Consider the following 21,574-nt stretch of genomic DNA (forward strand, 5'->3'; position numbering starts at 1 on the left):
AATTTGATTGTTGTTAGTATTACTCGGTTCAGAATTATCTTATAACTAGGGAGGATCGAAATATGGAAGTTAGCGCTCGTAATTCCTTAAAAGGAACTATTAAGAAAATTCACCCAGGAGCAGTCAACTCTGAGGTAACATTAGAAATTGTAACTGGGGTGGAAGTAACTGCAATTATTACTAAGGAGTCGGTAGAGCATCTCCAACTTCAAGAGGGAAAACAAGCGATCGCTGTGATTAAAGCGTCAGATGTCATAATTGCTACAGAATAGCTCGAAATAAGTAGATAAGTTGTGGCGATCCGCTTATAGAGCGATCGCTACGATTATCAAACTATTTACGAATTTTCCGAGCCAGAACGGCTACCACACACCAGACAAGAAGGATCGCGATAAGAATGTCGTTTGGCAAATTCCGTTCGCATCAAGTCAATTGTCAACAGTTGTGATAACAGGGGTTCACTAAACTTAGTAATCAGCTTTATAACCTCCAATGCACTAAGACAAGCTAGTGTCCCAGAAACAGCACCGATAACCGCGAACCCACGCCGATCCCAATCCGGCTTTTCTGGAAACAAGCATGATAGACAAGGAGTGACGCCAGGAATAATCGTCGTCAGGTAAGCTTCCATTCCATCCATTGCAGCTTCCACCATTGGTTTTTGCCAGCGCACGCAAGCTTCATTGAGCAAGTTCCGCTCTGTGAAATTGTGGGCACAATCAACAGCTATATCAGCAGATTGCACTAAAGAGTCTACATTCTCTTTTGTAACGTAATCATGAACTGCTTCCACCTGAATATCAGGATTAATAGCTTGCAGAGTTTCTCTGGCTTTGAATACTCTTGGCTTACCAACCCAATCATTTGTCATCAGAACCTGACGATTCAGATCATCTAGCCGTAAGTCACCACCCCGAACTAGAATTAGCCGTCCAACACCCGCTACTGCCAAATATAGCGCTGATGTACCGCCTAATCCTCCTACACCTGTAACCAAAACCGTTGTAGACTTCAAGCGCTTTTGTCCAGCTTCTCCAAAATTGGGAAGCATCATTTGGCGGTGATAGCGTTCTAACTCACTGAGTGTTAAGTTCATCGCTTTTTAATTCTTTATCAGTCGTAAAATTTATCACCTAGTTGGTAGCAATTATTGTAGTTTTCTATACAATTTTCTGATTTATTACTTGTAAAGTTGGTATTTATTTCAGGCATCATTAAGACCTTCCATGAGGAACTGCCGAACCCGTTAGCGAGTCTTGCCTACGGTACGCTGCGCGACCGAGCGTCAGGGGTGGTTTATTTACACCGTGCTGTACTAGGGCTATCATTGGCGAACGATTCTGGATTTATCTTGAAGCACTAAAACAGCCTTACTAAAAATTAATCCTCGTCAATTCAATTTGAACAACTATCATAAAGTATTTAGTGAATAATTAGATTTTGTAGATGAAAACCGAGGATATACCCTAGCTGTCTGTGAAATACTACTGCCTTGATTGATACCAAATTTTCGTCTATTTACCTGTTTGACTAGGCTTCATCATCTGATGTTTCTTCAATCTCAATTTCCCAAGGTTCTCCTTTATAATCTGGTGAAAAAAGGTGAATTTTGGCTTTGTTAGAAAACTGCTTCAACTTTTTAATGAACTGAGGAATAGCATCGACTATATGCAGATAACTTTCTATGTCATAGCAGATAATGAGTAACATCAAAGGACTAGTATTTATCTTGAAATACCAGTGACAATTTGATAATAAAACTCGCATAATTGGGCCGCAGGCTTGATAAAATCGCCTGCAAGTAGCTTCTTCTAGTTGCCTGTAAAATAACTCATTAAGTAGAGGCGCTCCAGTTGGAGGCAAATCATCTGCGGGAAGGGGGAATTTATTCATAGTAAATAACCAGGGATTAATTATTGGTCAAAAAATACAATGTTCCTGCGTGTTTTCATCACGCCATCCTTGAATAGATGATGCAACAAGAACTTTTGTAGTTGCACCCATCGGAAAATCATAGTAAATGTTCTTGTTTTTGTGTTACTAGCCATTGCAGTTCTAACCACAAACGAGGATCTGTCTGTTTTACCTTCGACATTGGATCTCGCAGCAGATGTGTAGCATTTAGGCAGACAACTTCAACTAATCCTGCATATTCTGCTACTTCTCTGAGTATAGATATCTGGGCTTTGACGGCAGCAATCAGATTGTCAGGGCAATAAATTGTGAAGTATGGCAGAAAGTGAACACGAGGTCTTCCCCAGTAAGACTCGATAAGTTTAACATGACAGTGTTTTAGCAATTCTTCGACTTGTGGGAAAGAATGAGCAATAATCGTTTTGAATTCTTTGACTAGCTCTTGTTCATACCAACTTGTGTTCATAGTTATAACTTTCATCCTGAAAGTAAGAATTGAGAATTTTGATCTGTTTAATGCTTAACCTTTATCTCCTGTTCTAAAAACAGGTTGCCAATATCAAATAAAAGTTGCATAGTGCCTCGGTAGCCAACCTTGGTAAATTGACCATAATCTAAGCGGTCAAAAATGGGAATACCTTGACGGTAGAGAGGAATTTTTAAGCGTTGAGCGATCGCTACTCCATGAGAGTTGGTAATGAGTAAATCAGACCCAACCGCCAGTTGCTCAAAGTCTTCCAAATCGCCAATAGTGACACTAGGAATCGGAAGTTTTTCTAACAGAGGAAAGCGTGTCGTTGTCACTGCTGCGTGAATCTCAACTCCAAGCGATCGCAAAAAAGAAACCGTTGACCAAAGCAAATCAGGTTCTAGCGCCAAAGAAACTCGCTTGCATCCAAAATAAAAGTGATTTTCCAGCATCACATGTTGTAACTGACGGCGTTGACGGCGGTATTTATCTGGTACGCTGACACCACTGATATCCGCCAAAGCTTGCAGAAATTTATCTACTGCTGCTAATCCCGTCAGTTCACCAAATACCTCATAAGGTATATTAAATCTCTGCTCCAAAATTTGCGCCCCACCGCGCATACTATCACCTAGTGCCAAAGTGAATACAGAACTGCCAAGCGATCGCAACTGTGCTACATTTGTACCATTAGCTGTAATGGCACTAGAAGAATCTTCTATATGACCATCTAATGAGCCAGAAAGGTCAGGTACAACAATAGGTACAAGTCCAAAAGAGGTAACAATCTCTTTAATTTCCTGGACATCCCCTGGTGTGAAAGCAGAACTCGCCAAAATAGTGATTTGTTTAGGACAAGCCTTTTGATTAGAGCTTTTTTGGGGAATTTCCCTGACTATACTCTCAACTGCACCAGCAAAGCCATCCTGTAATGTACCTTTGAAATCTGGTGTAGAAACAAGCACAATTGGTAAATAATCCAATTCTGGGTGACGGTGGCGAATCTCCTTAACAAAGCGCCCCATATCATCACCTCTGGTTTCCACAAGTCCAGTGCTACAAAGACCGATAATTTCTGGTTTGGATCTCTGCACCAAAGTCAAGATTGCTTGTTCAACTCTTTCCTCGCCCCCCAAAATAGTTGCAACTTCTGTCATCGCCGTACTGGAAAGGGGAATCGCCTGACGGAAATGTTGTACTAATACTGCCTTAGTCAAAGCAGTACAGCCTTGAGAACCGTGTAATAAAGGCATCATTCCCTTCAACCCCAAAAAGGCTAAAACTGCACCCACAGTTTGGCTTTGCTTCAGGGGATTAACTGCAACTGATGTACTCGTAACGCTAATAATCGCCATTAGATGTTCTCCTCTTGAGAAGATGATGGGGATGAGGAAGTAATTTCTCCCCCTGCTCCCCTATCTTCTGGCCACGGGGCTGGTCGGCATACTTGTTCCCACACAGGATTGTAAAAAGCGGCATACAGTTCTCGTGCTACTTCTAAAATTCCTATATAGCCTGCATAGGGATGGTTGCGTTCAGTATTAATGTCTAGAAATGGAATCCTAGCTGTGAGAGAAGTGTCTTGATAGCGTTTATCAGCAATTAACATATCAGCTTGATTTTTGTTAATTATCTGTAGAATTTTTTCAGGATGATTTTGTTCTAGAATTATCCCATCTTGACCCAATAAACTTTTGACTCTAATTTGATCCTCCTCAGTATTATTCTTAGTACCAATAGCAATAATTTCCATCCCCAATTTCTTAGCAGCAAAGATAATTAGCCAACTCTTGAAACTTCCAATAGAAAGGATAATGCGCTTACCTTGCAATCGGGTAATATACAGAGCAAGTTTTTCATCTATTGCAGCACTTTCTTCTGTAATTAGCTTTTCTGTACGTTCCTGCAAATCAGAATTACCTAACTTTGCTGCAATATTCCTTAAACATTGATTGATTGATTCTATACCATAGATAGACTCTTCAATATAGGGAATGCCATATTTTTTCTCCATCCCTTTTACCATGTTAATTAGTGCTTTGGAAGAGAGCAACACGTTAAGTTTGGCGCGATGGGCATAGCAAACTTCTTTGTAGACAGCATCGCCTGTAATTTTTGCCAAAACTCTGATACCTAATTTCTCCAATAACGGTAGAACATTCCATATTGCACCTGCGATATTATGTTCACCAATTAGGTTGATGTCATAAGGTGTAGTAGTGTCTGGCTCGGCTGTTCCAATAACGTGTTCTAGCAACGCTTCACCAGCAACACGGTTGCCCAAATTTTGGTTCCCAATAAATCCAGGGCAATGTACAGGGATGGTGGGTATTCCTGTTTTGTCAGTAGCATCTTTGTAAACTCCCTCGATATCATCTCCAATCAGTGCGGTAATGCAGGTAGAGTAAACAAATACCGCCGTTGGTTTGTAGCGTCTTGCTAATTCTAAAATGCCTTTGTACAGTTTTTTGGCTCCACCGAAGATGATATCGTTCTCATCGATGTCGCTGGTAAAACGTATTTTGTACAGCATCGAACCAGAAGAGAGGCTGCTGTAACTTCCCCAAATACTGGCAGCACAGCCGCTTGGCCCGTGAACTACATGAGCAGCATCGGTGATTGGTACTAGGGTAATCATTGCACTATCAAAAGCACAACTTCCTTGAGTAGTTCCAGGTTGGGGTAATTGTGTGGAGGACTTTTTTTTATGCAGTTTCTGCTGTTGACGAGTATCTTCGGAATTTGACTCACTGAATGAATCGTTGATTTTTTCTGGGGTGGGATTCATTTGTTTGGTGACAATAGGTGGAAGTTATTAGATGTTAAGTGAATTCCAAAAGACTTTGATATGATTTTCATCGATTAACCGTGTATCTAAAGCATGGAATAAAAGGGAATGAGAAAAATAGTTTCCCATCCCCTAAAACATAAACACCAAATACGTTAGAGAAGGAGAAAACAAAAACACGAACTAGACTATTAAAGTATTAATGTTGCCGTGTACACTTTGTTAGATTAGTGTTAACACAGTGATTCAAATGCAGAGAGTTAAGATTGCTATTTCACTACCTCCATTTAAAAGGATTGGTCAGAGGGTGGGCCAAAATAGCCCACCTCATATTTACTCTGTATCTAGTATCGAAGTCTGAACAAGAATCTTACTTTTTCTCGCTACCAGAAACTATTTCTACATTTCCTTTTTTCAGTGCTTCTAATGCTTCACCTTCAGCATCTTCTTGCTTCTTAACAGCATCTGCTTGGCTAATTAGTTTCGCAGCATTTTCTTCACTTTCAAGGATACCGAATTCAATCAACAAATCTTCTAACTCATCCATTTCGATGGGTGTGGGAACGGCGAGATTTGTATTGTTGATAATCTTATCTGCTAGTGTGCGATATTCATTAGCTTGGTTGCTATCGGGTGCGTACTCGTTTACAGTCATCCGACGTAATTCGGCGTGTTGCACGATATTGTCACGGGGGACGAAGTGAATCATCTGAGTACTTAATCTCGCTGCAAGGGTGCTAATCAGTTCGTCTTCTCGGTCAGTTTTCCGGCTGTTACAAATTAGTCCACCCAAACGTACCCCACCAGTGTGAGCATATTTGAGAACGCCACGAGCAATGTTGTTAGCTGCAAACATCGCCATCATTTCACCAGAGGTAACAATGTAGATTTCTTGGGCTTTACCTTCACGAATTGGCATCGCAAAACCACCGCATACAACGTCGCCCAATACGTCGTAAGATACGAAATCTACATCTGAATAAGCGCCGTTTTCTTCAAGGAAGTTAATAGCGGTGATGATACCCCGACCGGCGCAACCTACACCAGGTTCTGGCCCACCTGATTCTACGCATCTGATATTGCGGAAACCAGTGATTACCACTTCTTCGAGTTCGATATCTTCCACAGCACCCCGTTCAGCAGCTAAATGCAGCACGGTAGTTTGAGCTTTACAGTGCAAAATCAAACGAGTGGAGTCAGCTTTCGGGTCACATCCGACAATCAAGATGCGTTTACCCACTTCTGCCATCGCAGCAAGGGTGTTTTGAGAAGTGGTAGATTTACCAATACCACCTTTACCGTAAAAAGCAATCTGTCTAATTCTTTCGTCGGACATGATAATTTATCCTGCAATTGTTTGTTTGTTGAGTGTGTCGGTTTATGAGGGGATTGTGCTGTTAAATTACAGCAGCGACCTTATGTAGAACGTCATTGGAGGTGCTCGTTCTACAGCAAAAAGAGTCCGAATAAAGAACATATTCAAGTTTTGGTCAGTTTTCGTTGATCTAGAGTCATTACTCAAGGAATATTGCAAGTATTACCATCCGCTCACTTAAATGATTTCTCTAGCGGTAGCAATACCAATGGAAAAAAAGAAAGCCACAAATAGACTATTTGTAGAGACGCGATTCATCGCGTCTTTACTACAGATTCCAAGCCGGAAACTCAAATTGAAATCCGAATTACGAATTGAACATCATCAGTTGTTGTAATCTCCTGAAGGTTGCTCATACCTCAAGAGTGGTTGCAGCAGGATTTAAATTTACGCCAAGTTTTCCCTAAACCACACAACCAACCATTGCAATCCACTCTAAACAGTCGCTACAATTTCCCCGATTTTGCTGATATCGTAACCGCCGAGAATTTCAAATTGGGAGTGAACCATGCGATGTCCCAAAGTACTGAGCAACTGTTGTACAGGTGCTTCTTCCAAATATTCCTTGAGAATCACCAAATCATATCGTGACTGATGTAGAGGGATAAATCCCAGCCCAAAGGCGGTAGCTACAGATGCCGTACTCATACCTGCATCGGCAACTCCTCTGACTACAGCTTGGGCAACATCTTGGTGAGTTTTGAGTACATTGTCAAAGCCCTGAACGGCATCGAATGGTATTTGCTCTTTTTGGAGTGTTTGTTCCAAAAGCATCCGACTACCAGAACCGATTTCGCGGTTAACAATAGTCGCTCCCCCAGCCACTAAGTCAGTCACTGTTCTAATTCCCATTGGGTTCCCTGACTTCAACAAAAGTCCCTCTTCCCAAACACCAAGGGTAATCAGAACTGCTTCCCTCCCAGCCAGAACATCTCGAACAAAGGGAGTATTATACTCACCAGTCTCAGGATCGTACAGATGCATCCCAGCGATGTGCGCCTCACCTCTGCATAGACTATGCAATGCAGCCATGCTATTGGCGAAGTTATATTGGACTCGCAGTTGAGGATGCCAGCGTTCGGTGGCTCTTGCCCATAGTGAAATCACAGGGGCACAACCAGCAATCACAACTGTGTTGTGAAGTGTGTCGAGATTATCGTCTAAAAGACGGACTCGAACTTTATTTGTACCTGTTTGACTACTGCCTTCACCATCAGCCGGAATCATATCTTGGCGAAAAGCATCCTTACCAATCAAGGGATAAGCTATCCATTGTCCTCCGACACGAGCCACACTAACTCGCAATTGCTGACCATTCGGAACAGGTTTGGCAAGAACGGCTTCAATTTCAGGTAAATCCCGCTCTAACCAGAATAGATCCTCAACTTGACAGCCAAGCGCTTTGGCCAAGCGAAGTGTTATGGCTACTGAGGGAGCATATAGTCCCGACTCTACACCACTAATAGTCTGACGAGTCACACTAGCGATGTTAGCCAAATCTTGTTGGCTCATGCCTAAGCGAGTTCTAATGGACTTCAAGTTATTACGGAGGTCACTATCCTGCTTCATTGGCTTTGTCTCTTGGTTTCAAAAAGCCGTAGCGGATTTAAATATTGCATCTGCCAAGGCGAAAGTGAGGTCTAGGAGTTTATATCATTTCTCTTAGACGAGTTTTTGTGCTTTCGCTGTCTTGATTCCCCATATAAAAAGACTATCACAGAAATTGCCAATTTGCTTGCGAAGCGCAAATTATTTTTACGAGTGGTTGCTTTTTACCTGCTATTATGGCTTAAAAGCCCCAAACTCCAATAAATAGAGCATTTATTTTGCAGTAATTTTTTACCAATATAGTTGGTAAAAAATTAGTATCTAATACAGTTTTAGAGATTAGTTTCAGCTTTGATGCTTGATAGACAAGTAACACAAATAGTATAAAATATACCAATCAATTTAGTTTTTAGGGGTAAATGTTGCCCTAATGAAAAATTACCTAATTTGATGTAAAATTAGCAGTGACACGAATCATGATAACTTCAAAATTTGTGGAAACAATGGCTCTGTATAATAAGTGGCAGAATGAGAGCCTTTTCAAAATTTGTGATGAGTTGAGTGATGAGCAACTCCGTTTGAATAGGGGAATGTTTTTCGAGTCAATATTTAAAACTCTGAATCACATTATTCATGTAGATGAAACTATTCATTTTTTGATTTATACGAAAACTCTTCCTAAATTCGACCCAAGCTTGATTCCATATACTGAATACACTGAATTAAAATCTGCACGTTTTAAACTTGATGAAAAACTTGTCACAGAGTCTCAAAGATGTTCTCAAGATTGGCTGGATGAGATCGTGGAATTTTGGAGCGAAAAATTGAATAGAAATCGCAGAATACCCAAATCTTTCTATTATATGCAACTGTTTAACCATCAAACTCATCATAGAAGTCAAATAACTTCAGAGCTACACAAAATGGGAATTGATTATGGAAATACTGATCTTCCATACAATCCTTACTATAAATTTTAGATTTGAATCCAAGCCTTGTAGTTCAGGCTGATGGATTTTGCTGTATATATAGCAATCCGCTTTGATTTCTGTATCCCTCACGGGAGCGTAGCTATAATTATTTGTGTAGGAGGTAAGAGGTAAGAGGTAAGAGGTAATAGGCAAGAGGCAATAGGTAAGAGGTAAGAGGCAATAGGCAATAGGCAATAGGCAATAGGTAAGAGGTAAGAGGTAATAGGCAATCGTCAAGAAACCTCTTTGAGTTGTACTGAATTTTTTCAGAAATCAAATATGAGTCCTATATTAGGAAACAGAAATGTTAGCCGACTACCGATTTTTCAGACCATCGAAGAAGAATTATGGCGTTTAGCGTTTTCCACAATCCTTATCCTAAATGTGGTTTCGGCATTGATGGCACTGTTGCACTCGAATCTTGCTTGATGAGTGAGTTGAGCAATGTCCACAACTGCAAATCAGTAAAATCTGGAATTGCCATAAATGCGCCGACTTCTTGTAAAATTTGGGGATTGTGGGTGGAGGCGATGCCAATGGTGCGAATATCTGCGCCCACTGCTGAACGAATACCAGAGGGAGAGTCTTCTAAAGCGATCGCTTCTCCTGCTTGAATCCCCAACTTGTTTAGGGCAACTTGATAGGGTGCAGGGTCAGGCTTACCTGCAATACAATCATCCGCTAAAACAACTACATGGAAAGCTTCTTTTATTCCTAAAATCTCTAGCATAAATTCTGCATTTAATCTAGGGGCATTAGTTACTAATGCTCGTTTTAACTGATGTATCTCTGTCCATTCTAGTAGTTCAGAAAATCCACTTAGCGGTTTGAGATGCGAGGCGCGTTGGCGGAAAAGCGCCTCTTTTTCGTCTGCAAATTTTTGCCCTTCTGCTGCTGATAATTGTGGCAGAATGTCCTTGACAATTTCTGGATTTAACCGCCCACTAATCCGAGATTTATAAAATTTTTCGTCAATTTCTATGCTGTAATTTAACAGCATTTCCTGCCAAGCTCGGTAGTGTATGGGGTCAGTGTTGACAATAGTGCCGTCTAGGTCAAAGAGAATTGCAGCCAGCATGATTTTTTGGTAAAATGTAAATAATTGTTAACTTAATTTAAATAGTTTACATTGTTTTTTTGTCCTTAGTAATTCTTCCTTCGTCAATACAGGGCAAAAAGTCGTGAATTAATCTGCTAAATCCTAAAATCTATACTGGATAGGGCATCTAAGGCAGACAGGTAGAGCCTCTCAAGAAACTGCCGTATAATTAATAACTTTATGTGTAAGCAAATGCTAGCCGCTACAAACTTTTTTCGCGTTGATGATTTACTAGTGCAGATTTACAACTCTGAAGTCGAAATGGCTCAGGATGTTGCCGAAATCGCGCAAAATTATTTACAGCAGGTTCTTGAGCAACAGGATACAGCTGCTGTATTGCTAGCAACAGGTAACTCCCAACTCAAATTTCTCGATGCTTTGATTGCATTGGGTGGTGTAGATTGGTCACGGATTACCATGTTCCATCTAGATGAATATTTGGGAATTACTGCTGACCATTCTGCCAGTTTTCGGCGCTATATGCGAGAACGTGTAGAGAAGCGGGTTGCTCCTAAAGAATTTCACTATATAGAAGGTGATACATTGCAACCAGTGGCAGAGTGCGATCGCTACACTAAACTACTCCTTGCACAACCAATTGACTTATGCTGTCTTGGTGTTGGCGAAAATGGACATTTGGCTTTTAACGATCCAGCAGTAGCAAATTTTCAAGATCCTTACAGCGTTAAATTGGTGAAACTGGATACGGTCAACCGTCAGCAACAAGTAAGCACAGGTCACTTTCCAAATCTAGAAATAGTACCACAATATGCTTTTACTGTCACCATCCCAACGATTTGTTCCGCAAAAAAAATTATCTGTCTGGCTCCAGAAAAACGTAAAGCAAATGTGGTAAAAGAGATGTTGCAAGGAGCTATAAGTACAGACTGTCCAGCTTCTGTTCTCCGTCAACAACCCCAAGCAACGTTATTTTTGGATGTTAATTCTGCAAGCTGTATTAGTTACTTGTAGATTTCATCATTAATCCACAACACCAAAGAAAAAGGAAAATTCTGGCGAAACTAAGTCCCCTCAAGTGGACTGGAAACTATATAATCACCTCATGTATTGTAATGTAATACATAAATTTTGCTAGATGTCCTGCATTTTTGGTCTTGGTAATTTGGAGATTTATGATGTACTCAATGCGATCGCCTTCGGTGGGCGGTTACGCGATCGCAAAAAGTATTGCTAAATAATTGTAATAATATTTAACATGGTCTAGGTTGTGTAATTTAGATTAACGATTGTAGAGAAATTATCTCAGAGTGAGTAGAATGACAAATACAACGAGGCAAGTATTTTATGGATTAGTTACCCTAGAACTGTAGACTATGTTTTCAGTCCTGAGTTACTTCTGTATTTTGCCTCTGAGGCATACCAATCTAGACCACACCAAATCCTTCATTAAGAGCTCCCACAAATCATAATGCCTGTGATTGAGAAGAAAAGAACTCGCGATCTGCCCCAAATTAACGAACGAATTCGCTTCCCGAAAATTCGGGTCATTGACACTGATGGTGCCCAACTGGGAATTATGCTCCCACAGGAAGCACTACAACTAGCAGAAGAGAAAGAATTAGATTTGGTGCTAATAAGTGACAAAGCTGACCCGCCAGTTTGTCGGATTATGGACTACGGGAAATATAAGTTTGAGCAGGAGAAAAAGGCGCGGGAAGCCCGGAAAAAGCAGCACACTGCTGATGTCAAAGAAGTTAAGATGCGCTACAAAATAGAAGAACACGACTATAATGTGCGTGTTAAGCAAGCAGAGCGCTTTTTGAAAGATGGCGATAAAGTCAAAGCGACTGTGATGTTCCGGGGTCGAGAAATTCAACACAGCGACCTAGCAGAAGATTTGCTCAAGCGAATGGCAACTGATTTGGAGCCTTTTGGTGAGCTTCAACAAGCGCCTAAAAAAGAAGGACGAAACATGATGATGCTCATCTCGCCCAAAAAATAATTCTCTAACTCTTTAATAGACCAAGTTTGAAAATCCCCTGGCTTATGGCCAGGGGATTTTTTCATTTTTCGTTTGGGTGCATCTGTGTGCTTAAAGCTTTAAGGTCATTTAAATTTATCTCAAATCGATAGTCCTGAAGGCTAAGTGGGAAACATAATACTCAGTTGCTCAGGACTTTTGCTATTTCCAAGAGATGGGGGAGATGAGGGAGTAACGGGTAATACTGCGTAGGTTTTGAAGATTTGTAAGTTGGGTTGAAGGTCGTGAAACCCAACAAAGTCCTGGAAATGGAGTAAAAAAGTATTTGCTTCCCCTGCTCCCCCTACTTCTCCACCCCCTCTTCCCCATTACGCGGTGATACTACCAAAAACTAAAAAAACTGCATGGAACTGAAAAATTACTGGTTGGCTGCAAATAAAGGCGTTCTAACACGGCTACTACAGTGGGTGAATCTCCGGCCAGAGGAGAGCGAACGAACTCAGATAATGTTTGTTTTTTACACAACTGTATGTGTAGGATTGCGATGGGCAGAAGACAGTACGGTGGCGCTGTTTTTGGATAAATACGAGACTAACCTACTGCCGTGGATGTATATTGCCAGCGCCGCGACGAGTGCAGGACTGGTTTTTTTATACTCTTGGCTGCAAAAGATTTTTCCCTTACGTCCGGTGATTGTGGCGATCGCACCTTGCATGTTGATGCCATTAGTTTTATTAGTTGTATTACGTTGGGGATCGCATTTTTCTTACCTAGCAGTTATTTCGGTATTTCTGCTGCGGCTTTGGGTAGATGCACTTTATGTGGTTAATGACCTCAACATCTCTATCGTCGCCAACCAACTATTTAACATTCGGGAAATTAAACGCACTTACCCACTGGTGAGTAGTGGTCTTTTGGTAGCAGATGTTATCAGTGGTTTTAGTTTGCCTTGGCTGGTGCAATACACCACATTGAATAAGATCATCCTCATCGCCTGTGGGGTGATTTTATTAGGATCGGGGATTTTACTCTATTTAACTCATCATTATCGAGCAGCTTTTCCTGAAACCCCACAAAGACTAGTTCCTGAAGAACAAGCTTCACGGCAGCGCTTCATTAAAAGTCCACTGAAACGGTATGTCTGGCAGTTATTTGCTTTTGTGGGTCTATTGCAAGTCATTGGGTTATTAATAGATTTTCAGTATCTACGTGAACTCCAATCCAATTTGGGCGACCGAGAACTCGCCAGTTTCTTGGGTCTGTTTGGTGGAATGTTGGGGCTGTGTGAGTTGTTGTTGCAGTGGTTTATTTCTAGCCGACTCATTGAACGAATGGGAGTATTTTTCACTGCGACGCTTTTACCAATCACCGTAGGCTTTTCGCTACCAGGTGTGCTGATATTGCTGTATTTAATTCCAGCCATCCAATCGCAAAGCTTTTTCTGGGGTTTGGTAATTGTCAAATTCTTTGATGAACTCCTACGCTACACCTTTGTCATGAGTAGTGGCCCAATTTTGTACCAACCGATTCCAGAGGGAATTCGCAGCCGGATGCAGACTTTATCTGGCGGAACCGCCGAAGCGATCGCTACAGGTTTGACAGGAGCGCTAATTTTTGCAACTCTATTGTTTTGTGGGCGGTTTGTACCCGTATCACTGCAAAAGTGGGTGTTAGTAGCAGAAACAATGCTGATAACTGGCACCTGTTTAACAGTAGTTTGGGAATTGCGATCGCGCTATGTTGAACTGTTAGTCTTAAGTGTGGCACGGGGTCACTTAAGTGCAGCCAACATGGGCTTACGATTCTTCAAGCAGGGGGTAGTCAAAGCCTTGGCAGAAAAAGGCAGTGAGGCTGATAAACGCTCTTGCATTGAACTTTTAGCCCAAATGGACTCCCTTGGAGCCGCCGAAGTTTTAGCACCTTTACTAGTCAAGTTAACCCCAGATTTGCAGCGCCAAAGTTTGGAAGTAATGCTGATGGGAGGCGCAAATCCGGCTTATTTACCCGCCATCCGTCCTTTATTAGAAGAATCCCAAGAAACTAACCCCGAAGTTTTTGCCTTAGCGTTGCGCTACGTTTGGCTGGCGGAACCAAATCCCAATTTAAGCCTCCTAGAAGAATACTTGAACCCCCGGCAAAACTCACTCATCCGCGCCACCGCCGCCGCTTTGGTCTTACGCCAAGGAACGCCGATGCAAAAGGTAGCAGCTACCCAAACCATGCGCCGGATGCTGACTCATAAACAAGAACGCGAACGGGTAAATGGAGTCAGAGCGCTCAGAGAAGCAGTTTATTTGCAAGCGTTGCGGATTCACATCCCGAATTTATTACAAGATGAGTCATTACGAGTGCGCTGTGCCGTCTTGGAAATGATTGCAGCAACCCATTTAGAAGAGTACTATTCGGCACTGATTGCAGCACTTTATTACAAATCAACCCGCAGTACAGCAATGTCAGCCCTGATGCGACTGGAAAATGAAGCTTTAGAAATGCTGTTGCGGTTGGCTACGAATATTTACAAACCGGAAGTAGTGCGGATGTATGCTTGGCGCACTATTGCTCAAGTCGGTACTCAGGAAGCATTGGAGACTTTATGGGAAAACTTGGAGACATCTTGGGGTACTACAAGGGATCATATTCTCCGTAGCTTATTAAAAATACACAAACAACCAGGAATTAAAGGTTTAGTGGATCGGTTTTATGAAAGTCGGGTAGAAAATTTAATTAAGCAGGAATTAAAATTTTTAGGTGAGATTTACGCGGCATACGTTGACTTCCAAACACTAGACCAAAAAGAAAATTATCAATCCAGCGAGAGGATTGTGATTGTCTCTGAGTTACTGCAACGCGCCCTTTTAGAATTAGAATTGGATGTCAAAGAGCGGTTGCTACTGTTACTGAAACTGCTTTACTCGCCAGAAAAGATGCAGGCAGCATCCTTCAATCTGCGATCGCTCTCAGTGGTAAACTTAGCGCGGGGGTTAGAAATATTAGAGCATACCATAACTTTGTCTTCAAAGTCTTTATTGCTGAATATTTTAGATAACCGACCGCAGTCAGAAAAATTGCAACATCTTGTCGAAGCCAAAATTGTAGAATATGAGAACATGGTAGTTAGCGATCGCCTCCACAGATTGCTGATGTTGGGTAACTTCCTCTCTGACTGGTGTCTAGCTTGCTGTTTTCATTATGCTCAAGTGACACGTATCCGATTAACTAGTTCTGAGATATTAGTGAGTTTACGTCATCCCACCGGCTTTGTTAGAGAAGCTGCGATCGCATACTTGAATATGGTTTCACATCGCGTTCTCCTGCAAATCCTCCCCCAGTTACAAAAAGATTCACACCCTTTGGTAGCGGCTCAAGTTAAAGAGTTACTCGAAAAATACCAATTCAAAAATTACAATTAAAAATCCTCCAATCGCTGTAGAAGTAGGGTGTTGCTGAATCGAGGTATGAATTTGGATGTAGAGACGTTGCATTGCAACGTCTCTACAAGTTGCATTGCAACGTCTCTACAAGTTGCATTGCAACGTCTCTACAAGGATTTTGAAATAACGCAAAATTATTTTTTATACCGTAATCAGCAACGTCGAAGTAGAATTAATGCCCAATAACTAATGACAAATGACAAATGACTATTTGTTAACCTGTAAACTGAAGTAAAAATTCAAAGAATATCAGGAATCATGTACGTACTAATTGGTGGAGCCGGCTTAGTGGGCTTAAGTTTGGCGCAAAAACTGGTAGAACTAGGACATACTGTTGCTGTAATTGACATTGATCCTATCGCTTGCCGCTACGCTCGCGAACAAGTGGGAGCAATGGCTTTTGAAGGCAGTGCTGTGAGTACAGAAGTATTGTTAGAAGCGGGGATTCGCAAAGCCGGTTCCTTGGCAGCTGTCTTAAGAAGTGATGCCTTAAACTTGGCAATGGTAACTCTTGCGAAACACTACGGTGTCACTCATATTTTGAGCCGGATGCGCCACCCAGATTTTGCCGAACCTTTGCGTATCGCTGGAGCTAACCACATTATTAGTACTGTTGAACTATCAGTTTCAACAATGGTAAACGCCATTGAGTATCCGCAAGTGGAATCAATGATGCATTTTGAGCAGGGACAGATTGAGGTTCTGAAACTTTCTATTCCTAACAATTGCTATGTTGCTGGTCGTAGCGTTGCCGAAATTGCTCAAGATCCCCAATTTCCCACTGGTTCGCTAATTATTGGTTATCAATCCCATCCCCACCAAGATTTAATGATTCCTAATGGCAGTACAATACTGGAACCTTATTCAACTGTGCTGATTGTGACTAAACCAGGATCTTTACATCAAGTCATTGATTTTATTGAACAAAGATGTTGAGCGCAGTTTCTACCTAAACTGTTTATTAGGTAGGGTTAGCTACACATATAAAATTGGTGAGTTTTGATGAAGCCGTATCGATATATTTATTTAGCGATCGCTGTTATTTTTCTGGCATCTTGTACATCACCAAATATTACACCCAAGTCACAACCCGATGCCATTCAAGCAACCCCATTGCAAAAAATTGTGACGCTGGATAAAAATTTTAAGATAGCAAGCGGTCAAACTATTTATGTTCCTGTCTATTCACATATCTATCATCACAATAAGCAGGAGATTTTCGAGTTAGCTGTGACACTCAGTATTCGGAATACAGATTTGACCAATCCGATTATTATTACTTCCGTGCGCTACCATAACTCAGAAGGAAAACTAGTTAAACAGTATTTGGAGCGCCCGATTCAGATTGACGCGTTAGCTTCTACAGATTTTTTTATCAATAGAAATGACACCACTGGTGGTTTAGGCGCAAACTTCATTGTCGAGTGGGTAGCCCAAACAGAAATATCCGAACCGATAGTAGAGGCAGTCATGATTGGTACTGATTTTCAACAAGGAATTTCTTTTATCAGTCCTGGTAGAGTGATTAAAAGTCAAAATAACGATAAGCGATCGCCTTTAAAATAAAAATCCTGACCTTACTGCTACCAAATTAGCAACTTCAAGGTGTGGGTTCAGAACTTCTAATTTCCTCTACTTGACCAACTTCAAAAATTAGAGTGAATGGTTGCCCCATCTCTTGTTTGATAAATTCTTCTAATAATTCCACTTGCCGAGGTGTGACAGGTTCCCTTGCCCGGACACTCAAACGGACTTCTGGGGGATTTGTCAACCAATTGGTATTACTGTTAAGCAATTGCAATCGCCCAAAGGTGACAGTTCGGTTTAACAATGCCCGTCGTAAGCTGGTTTCTAGTTGCGCCTGTCGTACCAGTCGGGCAAAACTGACTCCCAAGGGAATTAGCAGGATAGCTGTCAAAGCCATAGTCCAAATTAGGGGTTGACGGGCCCGCGCCATAGAGGTGTAACCTGCTACTAAGAATGTCACCATACAGGAAAGGGCAATACCTAGCAAGTTGGTGAGATAAAGTAGGGTTGCCCCTAGACTGAGTGACCAATTCCCCTGTGCCAGACCTAAGCCAATCACACAGATAGGGGGCATGAGGGCAACAGCGATCGCAGTTCCTGCTAAACTAGCAGAGATTTTCGTTTCAACTTTCGCATAGCCACTGATACCACCAGCCGCTACCGCAATTCCCAAATCTAACAGCGTTGGTCTTGATCGAGCTAGTATCTCGCTACCATAACTCGGCAATCCCACCAACAAACCCAAAGTCAAGGCGATCGCTATTGCCAATACTGTACCCACTGCTACAGCAACTACTCCCTTGCGGAACAAGGTAATATCTGCTTGAAGAGCGCCAAAAGCTAACCCACGAATCGGCAACATTAGAGGGGCAATAATCATCGCACCGATAATCACGGCTGCACTGTTAGACAATAAACCTAAAGTAGCGATGGCACAGGAGCTAATAATCAAAATTATGTAAGCTGAGTCTAGAGTTGATTCTGCCAGCAAGTCTGTTTGTAGCTGTTGGAGTTTTTCCGGCTGCGAACCCTGGCGGCGGAAATTTTTAAAGCGGTCTCGAATGTTATTACCCAAGACCTTCCTCCTGAATGCTCGGTTAACTGTAAAATCTTCATTCTCTGCTAATTAAAGTCTTACATTGAACTAGTCTCATCTAAAAATAGTCAGATGAGGATAAATGCAAAATTATACCAGGAATATTTTTATGGTACTTGAATCCGCGATCGCCGAGGAAGTCATTACAAACAATCTCAAGCAGTTTCTGTTGGTACTTTCGGTATCTTTAGGTGTGGCGACACTACCGCAGATTTTTAGCTGGTTTCGCAATATCCCTTACACCTTACTACTGGTGATTGTTGGGTTAGGTTTGGCCTTTGCCGATGTCCGTTTAGTAACCCTTTCCCCCGAATTAATTTTGTTCATTTTTTTACCACCCCTGCTGTTTGAAGCTGCATGGAATTTGAAATGGTCGGAACTGAAGCGGGATTTAGTGCCAATTTGCCTTTATGCAGTGTTCGGGGTGGTAATTGCGATCGCAGGAGTAGCGATCGCTCTCAATCAACTCGTTGGTATTTCCCTAACAACAGCTTTACTCATTGCAGCCAGTCTATCTGCCACTGACCCTGTTTCTGTTACCGCTTTGTTTCGTGAACTGGGTGTAGATAGTCGTCTTGTCACCTTAATGGAAGGCGAAAGCCTGTTCAATGATGGCATGGCTGTAGTTGCTTTTGGCTTTTTGGTAGCGCTGCCTTTGGGAACTGTAGAATTAGAACTCCAACCAATTTTATTGCAATTATTTAAAGTTGTTGGCATCGGTGTAGCAGTGGGAGCTTTTATCGGGTTTGGTATTTCCTATCTTACCCAGCGCTTCGATTTGCCCTTAGTCGAGCAATCCTTAACCTTGGTTTCGGCTTATGGTACTTACCTGATTATTGAAGACTTGGGCGGTTCTGGGGTAATTGGAGTTGTCACCACAGGTTTAATTTTAGGCAACTTCGGCTCTCGTATCGGCATGAATCCCCGTACTCGGATTATTGTCTCCGAATTTTGGGAATTTTTGGCGTTCTTTGTTAACTCAATTGTCTTCCTGCTGATTGGCGACCAAATACGCTTTGCGAGTTTAGGCGAAAACCTGCAAATCATTATGGTGACAGTAACAGCAATGATTGCCATGCGGGCAGTTGCTATTTACATCCTCAGCAAATTGAGCGATCGCATCACCAAATCGGAAATTTCTTTACCAGACCAAATTATTCTATGGTGGGGTGGGTTACGCGGTTCTGTCTCCATTGCCCTGGCATTGAGTGTATCAACGACACTACCAGAGCGAGAAAAAATCATTGCTACGGTATTTGGAGTAGTTTTATTTACTTTACTTGTTCAGGGATTATCCATCAAACCTTTACTAGAAAAACTCAATTTACTAGGTGATGCACCCTTACGTGAGCAATATTTAGAATTTGTTGCCCGTCATGTTGCCTTAGAACGCGTTCTGCAACACCTCCAGGCAGACCAACGCCCTGGCATTGACCCTGAGTTTCGCCGTTATCAGGAGACACTAATCAAAGGTGAACTTGCAGATTTACTGACAAAAATTGACAAATTAGGGGATGAATATCCCAATCTTCAAAGCTTTACAACGGAACAATTTCGAGGAGAACTGCTGGCAATTGAAGCAGATACTTATGCAGAATTTGTCAAGTCTGGTCGGTTGAATAAAGAATTAGCCTCTATGCTTGAGGATATTTTGCAAAATAATCAATTTTAGACCAATTCTATCTAAACTTGCACCTAATAATTGCTTCTTTTCCCTTGGCGCATTTGGCGTATTCTCTGCGATAAGCTTTTGCCAACTCGCAGATAAGGCGGTTCGTTTAATTAAATGCATTCTTATATATTGGTACTGACTTTCAACAAGGAATTTCTTTTATCAGTCCTGGTAGAGTGATTAAAAGTCAAAATAACTATAAGCGATCGCCTTTAAAATAATTCGTAATGGCAATCTAAATGAAAAGACCTGGATTTATTGAGCGTCATCACCTGTGGACAGAAATCCAAAAAGAAGCATCTTCAAAGATCAAGGCTGTTGTCAAAGAACGGGATCTATTGTTGATTCGTACCGCTTGGGCAGACCAGCATGGTATTGTTCGTAGCAAGTCGCTCTTACCCCAGACATTTTTCAGCGCCTTAGAAAACGGTATGCAAATCAGCACAGGGACATTCCTGTTTGATACTGGTGGTGCAATAGTATTTAACCCGTTTGTTCCCGGTGGTAGTTTAGATATGCCTTTGATGACAGGTGCGCCAAATCTTGTAGTTGTTCCTGACCCTGATACCTTCAAAATTCTGCCTTGGGCAAAACGCACTGGTTTTATCCTTTGTGACGAGTACTTTCAAAATGGTCAGGTAATGCCCTTTTCCAGTCGCGGTATTTTGCGCCAATTATTGGTAGAGTTACATCAAAGAGGGTTGGAGTATATTGTCGGCTTAGAAGTTGAGTGGTATCTGGCAAAGTTAGAAGATCCGATGTTAGCGATCGCTGATGTTGGTACTTCTGGAAAACCTGGTGAACCTGCCAAAGTTAGCGCTGTAGAGCATAGTTTCCAATACCTTTTAGAATCCCACAATCCCGAAATTCACGACTTACTGCGCGTTCTGGCAGAAAACTTAGTTGAAATGAAATTGCCTTTAAGGAGTGTAGAAAACGAAGGAGGTATCGGTCAATTTGAATTTACCTTTGATCCAATTCCGGCATTGCAAGCTGCGGATACAATGATGATATTCCGAATGGCGACCAAGCAAATCTGCCGTCAACAAGGTTACATCGCATCATTTATGTGTCGTCCCGGATTGCAAGGTTCTTCTTCCAATGGCTGGCATTTGCACCAATCCCTTGTAGACCGAACTACAGGCGAGAACGCTTTCATGTCTGCAAACGCCAAAACCCTAATGTCAGATTTAGGTAAACACTTCGTTGGTGGTCTTCTCAAACACGCCAATGCTGCTTCTGTGTTCACAACCCCGACAATTAACGGCTACAAAAGATTTAGACCTTATTCCCTAGCTCCTGACCGTGCCGGATGGGGATTGGAAAACCGAGGGGCAATGATTAGATTACAAGGCGGTTATGATGACCCCACCACCCACATTGAAAACCGAGTTGGAGAACCAGCAGCCAATCCTTATCTGTATATGGCATCGCAATTGATTTCTGGGTTAGATGGTGTAGATCGTAAAGTTGACCCTGGCTCCCCAACAGAGTCACCTTACGCTACAGAAAGTCCGACCTTACCCAAAAGTTTATCAGAGGCGATCGCATATTTGAGCCAAAGCGAACTTTTTTCTCAAAAAATGGGGCAGCAGTTCATAAACTTCATTATTAAGATGAAACAGAGTGAAATTAATCGCTTTTTGCAATCCGTCGCTGATCAGCCACCAGAAGATTATTTAAAACAGGTGACTAGCTGGGAACAAAGAGAATATTTTGAATTATTTTGAGTTGAGTTTGCT

At 41.8% G+C, this 21,574-nt stretch carries 18 protein-coding genes; 9 read left to right on the top strand and 9 right to left on the bottom strand.

What is annotated here, in order from left to right:
• The first annotated feature begins 62 nt into the window (after window positions 1-62).
• A complete protein-coding gene (locus tag RMX98_RS13380; RefSeq protein ID WP_322679732.1) occupies window positions 63-272 on the top strand; it encodes a molybdopterin-binding protein in 210 nt (69 codons plus the stop codon).
• 65 nt (window positions 273-337) lie between these two features.
• On the opposite strand, the gene RMX98_RS13385 is transcribed toward RMX98_RS13380, so the two are convergent.
• The 7 genes from RMX98_RS13385 to RMX98_RS13415 form a co-directional block, all read right to left on the bottom strand.
• The gene (locus tag RMX98_RS13385; protein ID WP_322679731.1) at window positions 338-1,096 is read right to left on the bottom strand and encodes a HesA/MoeB/ThiF family protein; all 759 of its coding nucleotides are present in this window, start codon (window positions 1,094-1,096) and stop codon (window positions 338-340) included.
• 434 nt (window positions 1,097-1,530) lie between these two features.
• The gene (locus RMX98_RS13390) at window positions 1,531-1,893 is read right to left on the bottom strand and encodes a hypothetical protein (protein ID WP_229491164.1); all 363 of its coding nucleotides are present in this window, start codon (window positions 1,891-1,893) and stop codon (window positions 1,531-1,533) included.
• A gap of 118 nt (window positions 1,894-2,011) precedes the next feature.
• Complete coding sequence (locus RMX98_RS13395; RefSeq protein ID WP_322679730.1) at window positions 2,012-2,380, bottom strand: hypothetical protein; 369 nt, start codon at window positions 2,378-2,380, stop codon at window positions 2,012-2,014.
• Between the two features lie 47 nt (window positions 2,381-2,427).
• Window positions 2,428-3,738 carry a nitrogenase iron-molybdenum cofactor biosynthesis protein NifN gene (gene nifN, locus RMX98_RS13400; RefSeq protein ID WP_322679729.1) on the bottom strand — a complete coding sequence of 437 codons (1,311 nt, stop codon included), beginning with the start codon at window positions 3,736-3,738 and terminating at the stop codon, window positions 2,428-2,430.
• On the bottom strand, window positions 3,738-5,171 hold the full coding sequence (gene nifE, locus RMX98_RS13405; RefSeq protein ID WP_322679728.1) for a nitrogenase iron-molybdenum cofactor biosynthesis protein NifE: 1,434 nt from the start codon (window positions 5,169-5,171) through the stop codon (window positions 3,738-3,740). The genes nifN and nifE overlap by 1 nt, the downstream gene beginning before the upstream one ends.
• Before the next feature lie 370 nt (window positions 5,172-5,541).
• Window positions 5,542-6,507, bottom strand: coding sequence for a nitrogenase iron protein (gene nifH, locus RMX98_RS13410; protein ID WP_322679727.1), 966 nt, complete (start codon window positions 6,505-6,507; stop codon window positions 5,542-5,544).
• 474 nt (window positions 6,508-6,981) lie between these two features.
• The gene (locus RMX98_RS13415; protein ID WP_322679726.1) at window positions 6,982-8,115 is read right to left on the bottom strand and encodes a substrate-binding domain-containing protein; all 1,134 of its coding nucleotides are present in this window, start codon (window positions 8,113-8,115) and stop codon (window positions 6,982-6,984) included.
• A 455-nt stretch (window positions 8,116-8,570) separates the two neighbouring features.
• Between RMX98_RS13415 and RMX98_RS13420 the strand changes: the two genes are divergently transcribed.
• Window positions 8,571-9,074, top strand: coding sequence for a DinB family protein (locus RMX98_RS13420; protein ID WP_409880928.1), 504 nt, complete (start codon window positions 8,571-8,573; stop codon window positions 9,072-9,074).
• Window positions 9,075-9,438: 364 nt separating this feature from the next.
• Here RMX98_RS13420 and RMX98_RS13425 read toward each other — a convergent pair whose 3' ends face one another.
• Entirely contained in the window at window positions 9,439-10,143 is a 705-nt protein-coding gene (locus RMX98_RS13425; protein WP_322679724.1) for an HAD-IA family hydrolase, read from the bottom strand.
• Between the two features lie 213 nt (window positions 10,144-10,356).
• Here RMX98_RS13425 and RMX98_RS13430 point away from each other — a divergent pair, with 213 nt between their 5' ends.
• From RMX98_RS13430 to RMX98_RS13450, 5 genes are all read left to right on the top strand, one after another.
• On the top strand, window positions 10,357-11,136 hold the full coding sequence (locus tag RMX98_RS13430; protein ID WP_322679723.1) for a glucosamine-6-phosphate deaminase: 780 nt from the start codon (window positions 10,357-10,359) through the stop codon (window positions 11,134-11,136).
• Between the two features lie 457 nt (window positions 11,137-11,593).
• On the top strand, window positions 11,594-12,127 hold the full coding sequence (gene infC / locus RMX98_RS13435) for a translation initiation factor IF-3 (protein WP_190732259.1): 534 nt from the start codon (window positions 11,594-11,596) through the stop codon (window positions 12,125-12,127).
• A 383-nt stretch (window positions 12,128-12,510) separates the two neighbouring features.
• Window positions 12,511-15,516, top strand: a complete 3,006-nt coding sequence (locus RMX98_RS13440; RefSeq protein ID WP_322679722.1) for an MFS transporter — start codon at window positions 12,511-12,513, stop codon at window positions 15,514-15,516.
• Window positions 15,517-15,795: 279 nt separating this feature from the next.
• Window positions 15,796-16,473: a TrkA family potassium uptake protein gene (locus RMX98_RS13445; RefSeq protein ID WP_322679721.1), complete on the top strand. Its 678-nt coding sequence runs from the start codon at window positions 15,796-15,798 to the stop codon at window positions 16,471-16,473.
• 66 nt (window positions 16,474-16,539) lie between these two features.
• Entirely contained in the window at window positions 16,540-17,103 is a 564-nt protein-coding gene (locus RMX98_RS13450; RefSeq protein WP_322679720.1) for a DUF3124 domain-containing protein, read from the top strand.
• A 34-nt stretch (window positions 17,104-17,137) separates the two neighbouring features.
• Here the strand turns inward: RMX98_RS13450 and RMX98_RS13455 are convergent, their stop codons facing one another.
• On the bottom strand, window positions 17,138-18,139 hold the full coding sequence (locus RMX98_RS13455) for a DUF389 domain-containing protein (RefSeq protein WP_322679719.1): 1,002 nt from the start codon (window positions 18,137-18,139) through the stop codon (window positions 17,138-17,140).
• A gap of 130 nt (window positions 18,140-18,269) precedes the next feature.
• Here RMX98_RS13455 and RMX98_RS13460 point away from each other — a divergent pair, with 130 nt between their 5' ends.
• A complete protein-coding gene (locus RMX98_RS13460; protein ID WP_322679718.1) occupies window positions 18,270-19,832 on the top strand; it encodes a sodium:proton antiporter in 1,563 nt (520 codons plus the stop codon).
• 239 nt (window positions 19,833-20,071) lie between these two features.
• Window positions 20,072-21,562 (top strand): glutamine synthetase family protein, encoded by a 1,491-nt coding sequence (locus RMX98_RS13465; RefSeq protein WP_322679717.1) that lies wholly within the window; start codon window positions 20,072-20,074, stop codon window positions 21,560-21,562.
• The last annotated feature ends 12 nt before the right edge of the window (window positions 21,563-21,574 follow it).

The organism is Nostoc sp. DedQUE02 (assembly GCF_034531035.1).
In the GTDB taxonomy this organism is placed as follows: domain Bacteria; phylum Cyanobacteriota; class Cyanobacteriia; order Cyanobacteriales; family Nostocaceae; genus Nostoc.

Coding starts and splice junctions, on each gene's coding strand:
- RMX98_RS13465 (WP_322679717.1), top strand. CDS start 20,072: ATGAAAAGACCTGGATTTATTGAGCGTCATCACCTGTGGACAGAAATC.
- RMX98_RS13395 (WP_322679730.1), bottom strand. CDS start 2,380: ATGAACACAAGTTGGTATGAACAAGAGCTAGTCAAAGAATTCAAAACG.
- RMX98_RS13390 (WP_229491164.1), bottom strand. CDS start 1,893: ATGAATAAATTCCCCCTTCCCGCAGATGATTTGCCTCCAACTGGAGCG.
- RMX98_RS13445 (WP_322679721.1), top strand. CDS start 15,796: ATGTACGTACTAATTGGTGGAGCCGGCTTAGTGGGCTTAAGTTTGGCG.
- RMX98_RS13380 (WP_322679732.1), top strand. CDS start 63: ATGGAAGTTAGCGCTCGTAATTCCTTAAAAGGAACTATTAAGAAAATT.
- nifH (WP_322679727.1), bottom strand. CDS start 6,507: ATGTCCGACGAAAGAATTAGACAGATTGCTTTTTACGGTAAAGGTGGT.
- RMX98_RS13430 (WP_322679723.1), top strand. CDS start 10,357: ATGCTAGCCGCTACAAACTTTTTTCGCGTTGATGATTTACTAGTGCAG.
- RMX98_RS13425 (WP_322679724.1), bottom strand. CDS start 10,143: ATGCTGGCTGCAATTCTCTTTGACCTAGACGGCACTATTGTCAACACT.
- RMX98_RS13420 (WP_409880928.1), top strand. CDS start 8,571: ATGATAACTTCAAAATTTGTGGAAACAATGGCTCTGTATAATAAGTGG.
- infC (WP_190732259.1), top strand. CDS start 11,594: ATGCCTGTGATTGAGAAGAAAAGAACTCGCGATCTGCCCCAAATTAAC.
- RMX98_RS13460 (WP_322679718.1), top strand. CDS start 18,270: ATGGTACTTGAATCCGCGATCGCCGAGGAAGTCATTACAAACAATCTC.
- RMX98_RS13440 (WP_322679722.1), top strand. CDS start 12,511: ATGGAACTGAAAAATTACTGGTTGGCTGCAAATAAAGGCGTTCTAACA.
- nifE (WP_322679728.1), bottom strand. CDS start 5,171: ATGAATCCCACCCCAGAAAAAATCAACGATTCATTCAGTGAGTCAAAT.
- RMX98_RS13385 (WP_322679731.1), bottom strand. CDS start 1,096: ATGAACTTAACACTCAGTGAGTTAGAACGCTATCACCGCCAAATGATG.
- RMX98_RS13415 (WP_322679726.1), bottom strand. CDS start 8,115: ATGAAGCAGGATAGTGACCTCCGTAATAACTTGAAGTCCATTAGAACT.
- RMX98_RS13450 (WP_322679720.1), top strand. CDS start 16,540: ATGAAGCCGTATCGATATATTTATTTAGCGATCGCTGTTATTTTTCTG.
- nifN (WP_322679729.1), bottom strand. CDS start 3,738: ATGGCGATTATTAGCGTTACGAGTACATCAGTTGCAGTTAATCCCCTG.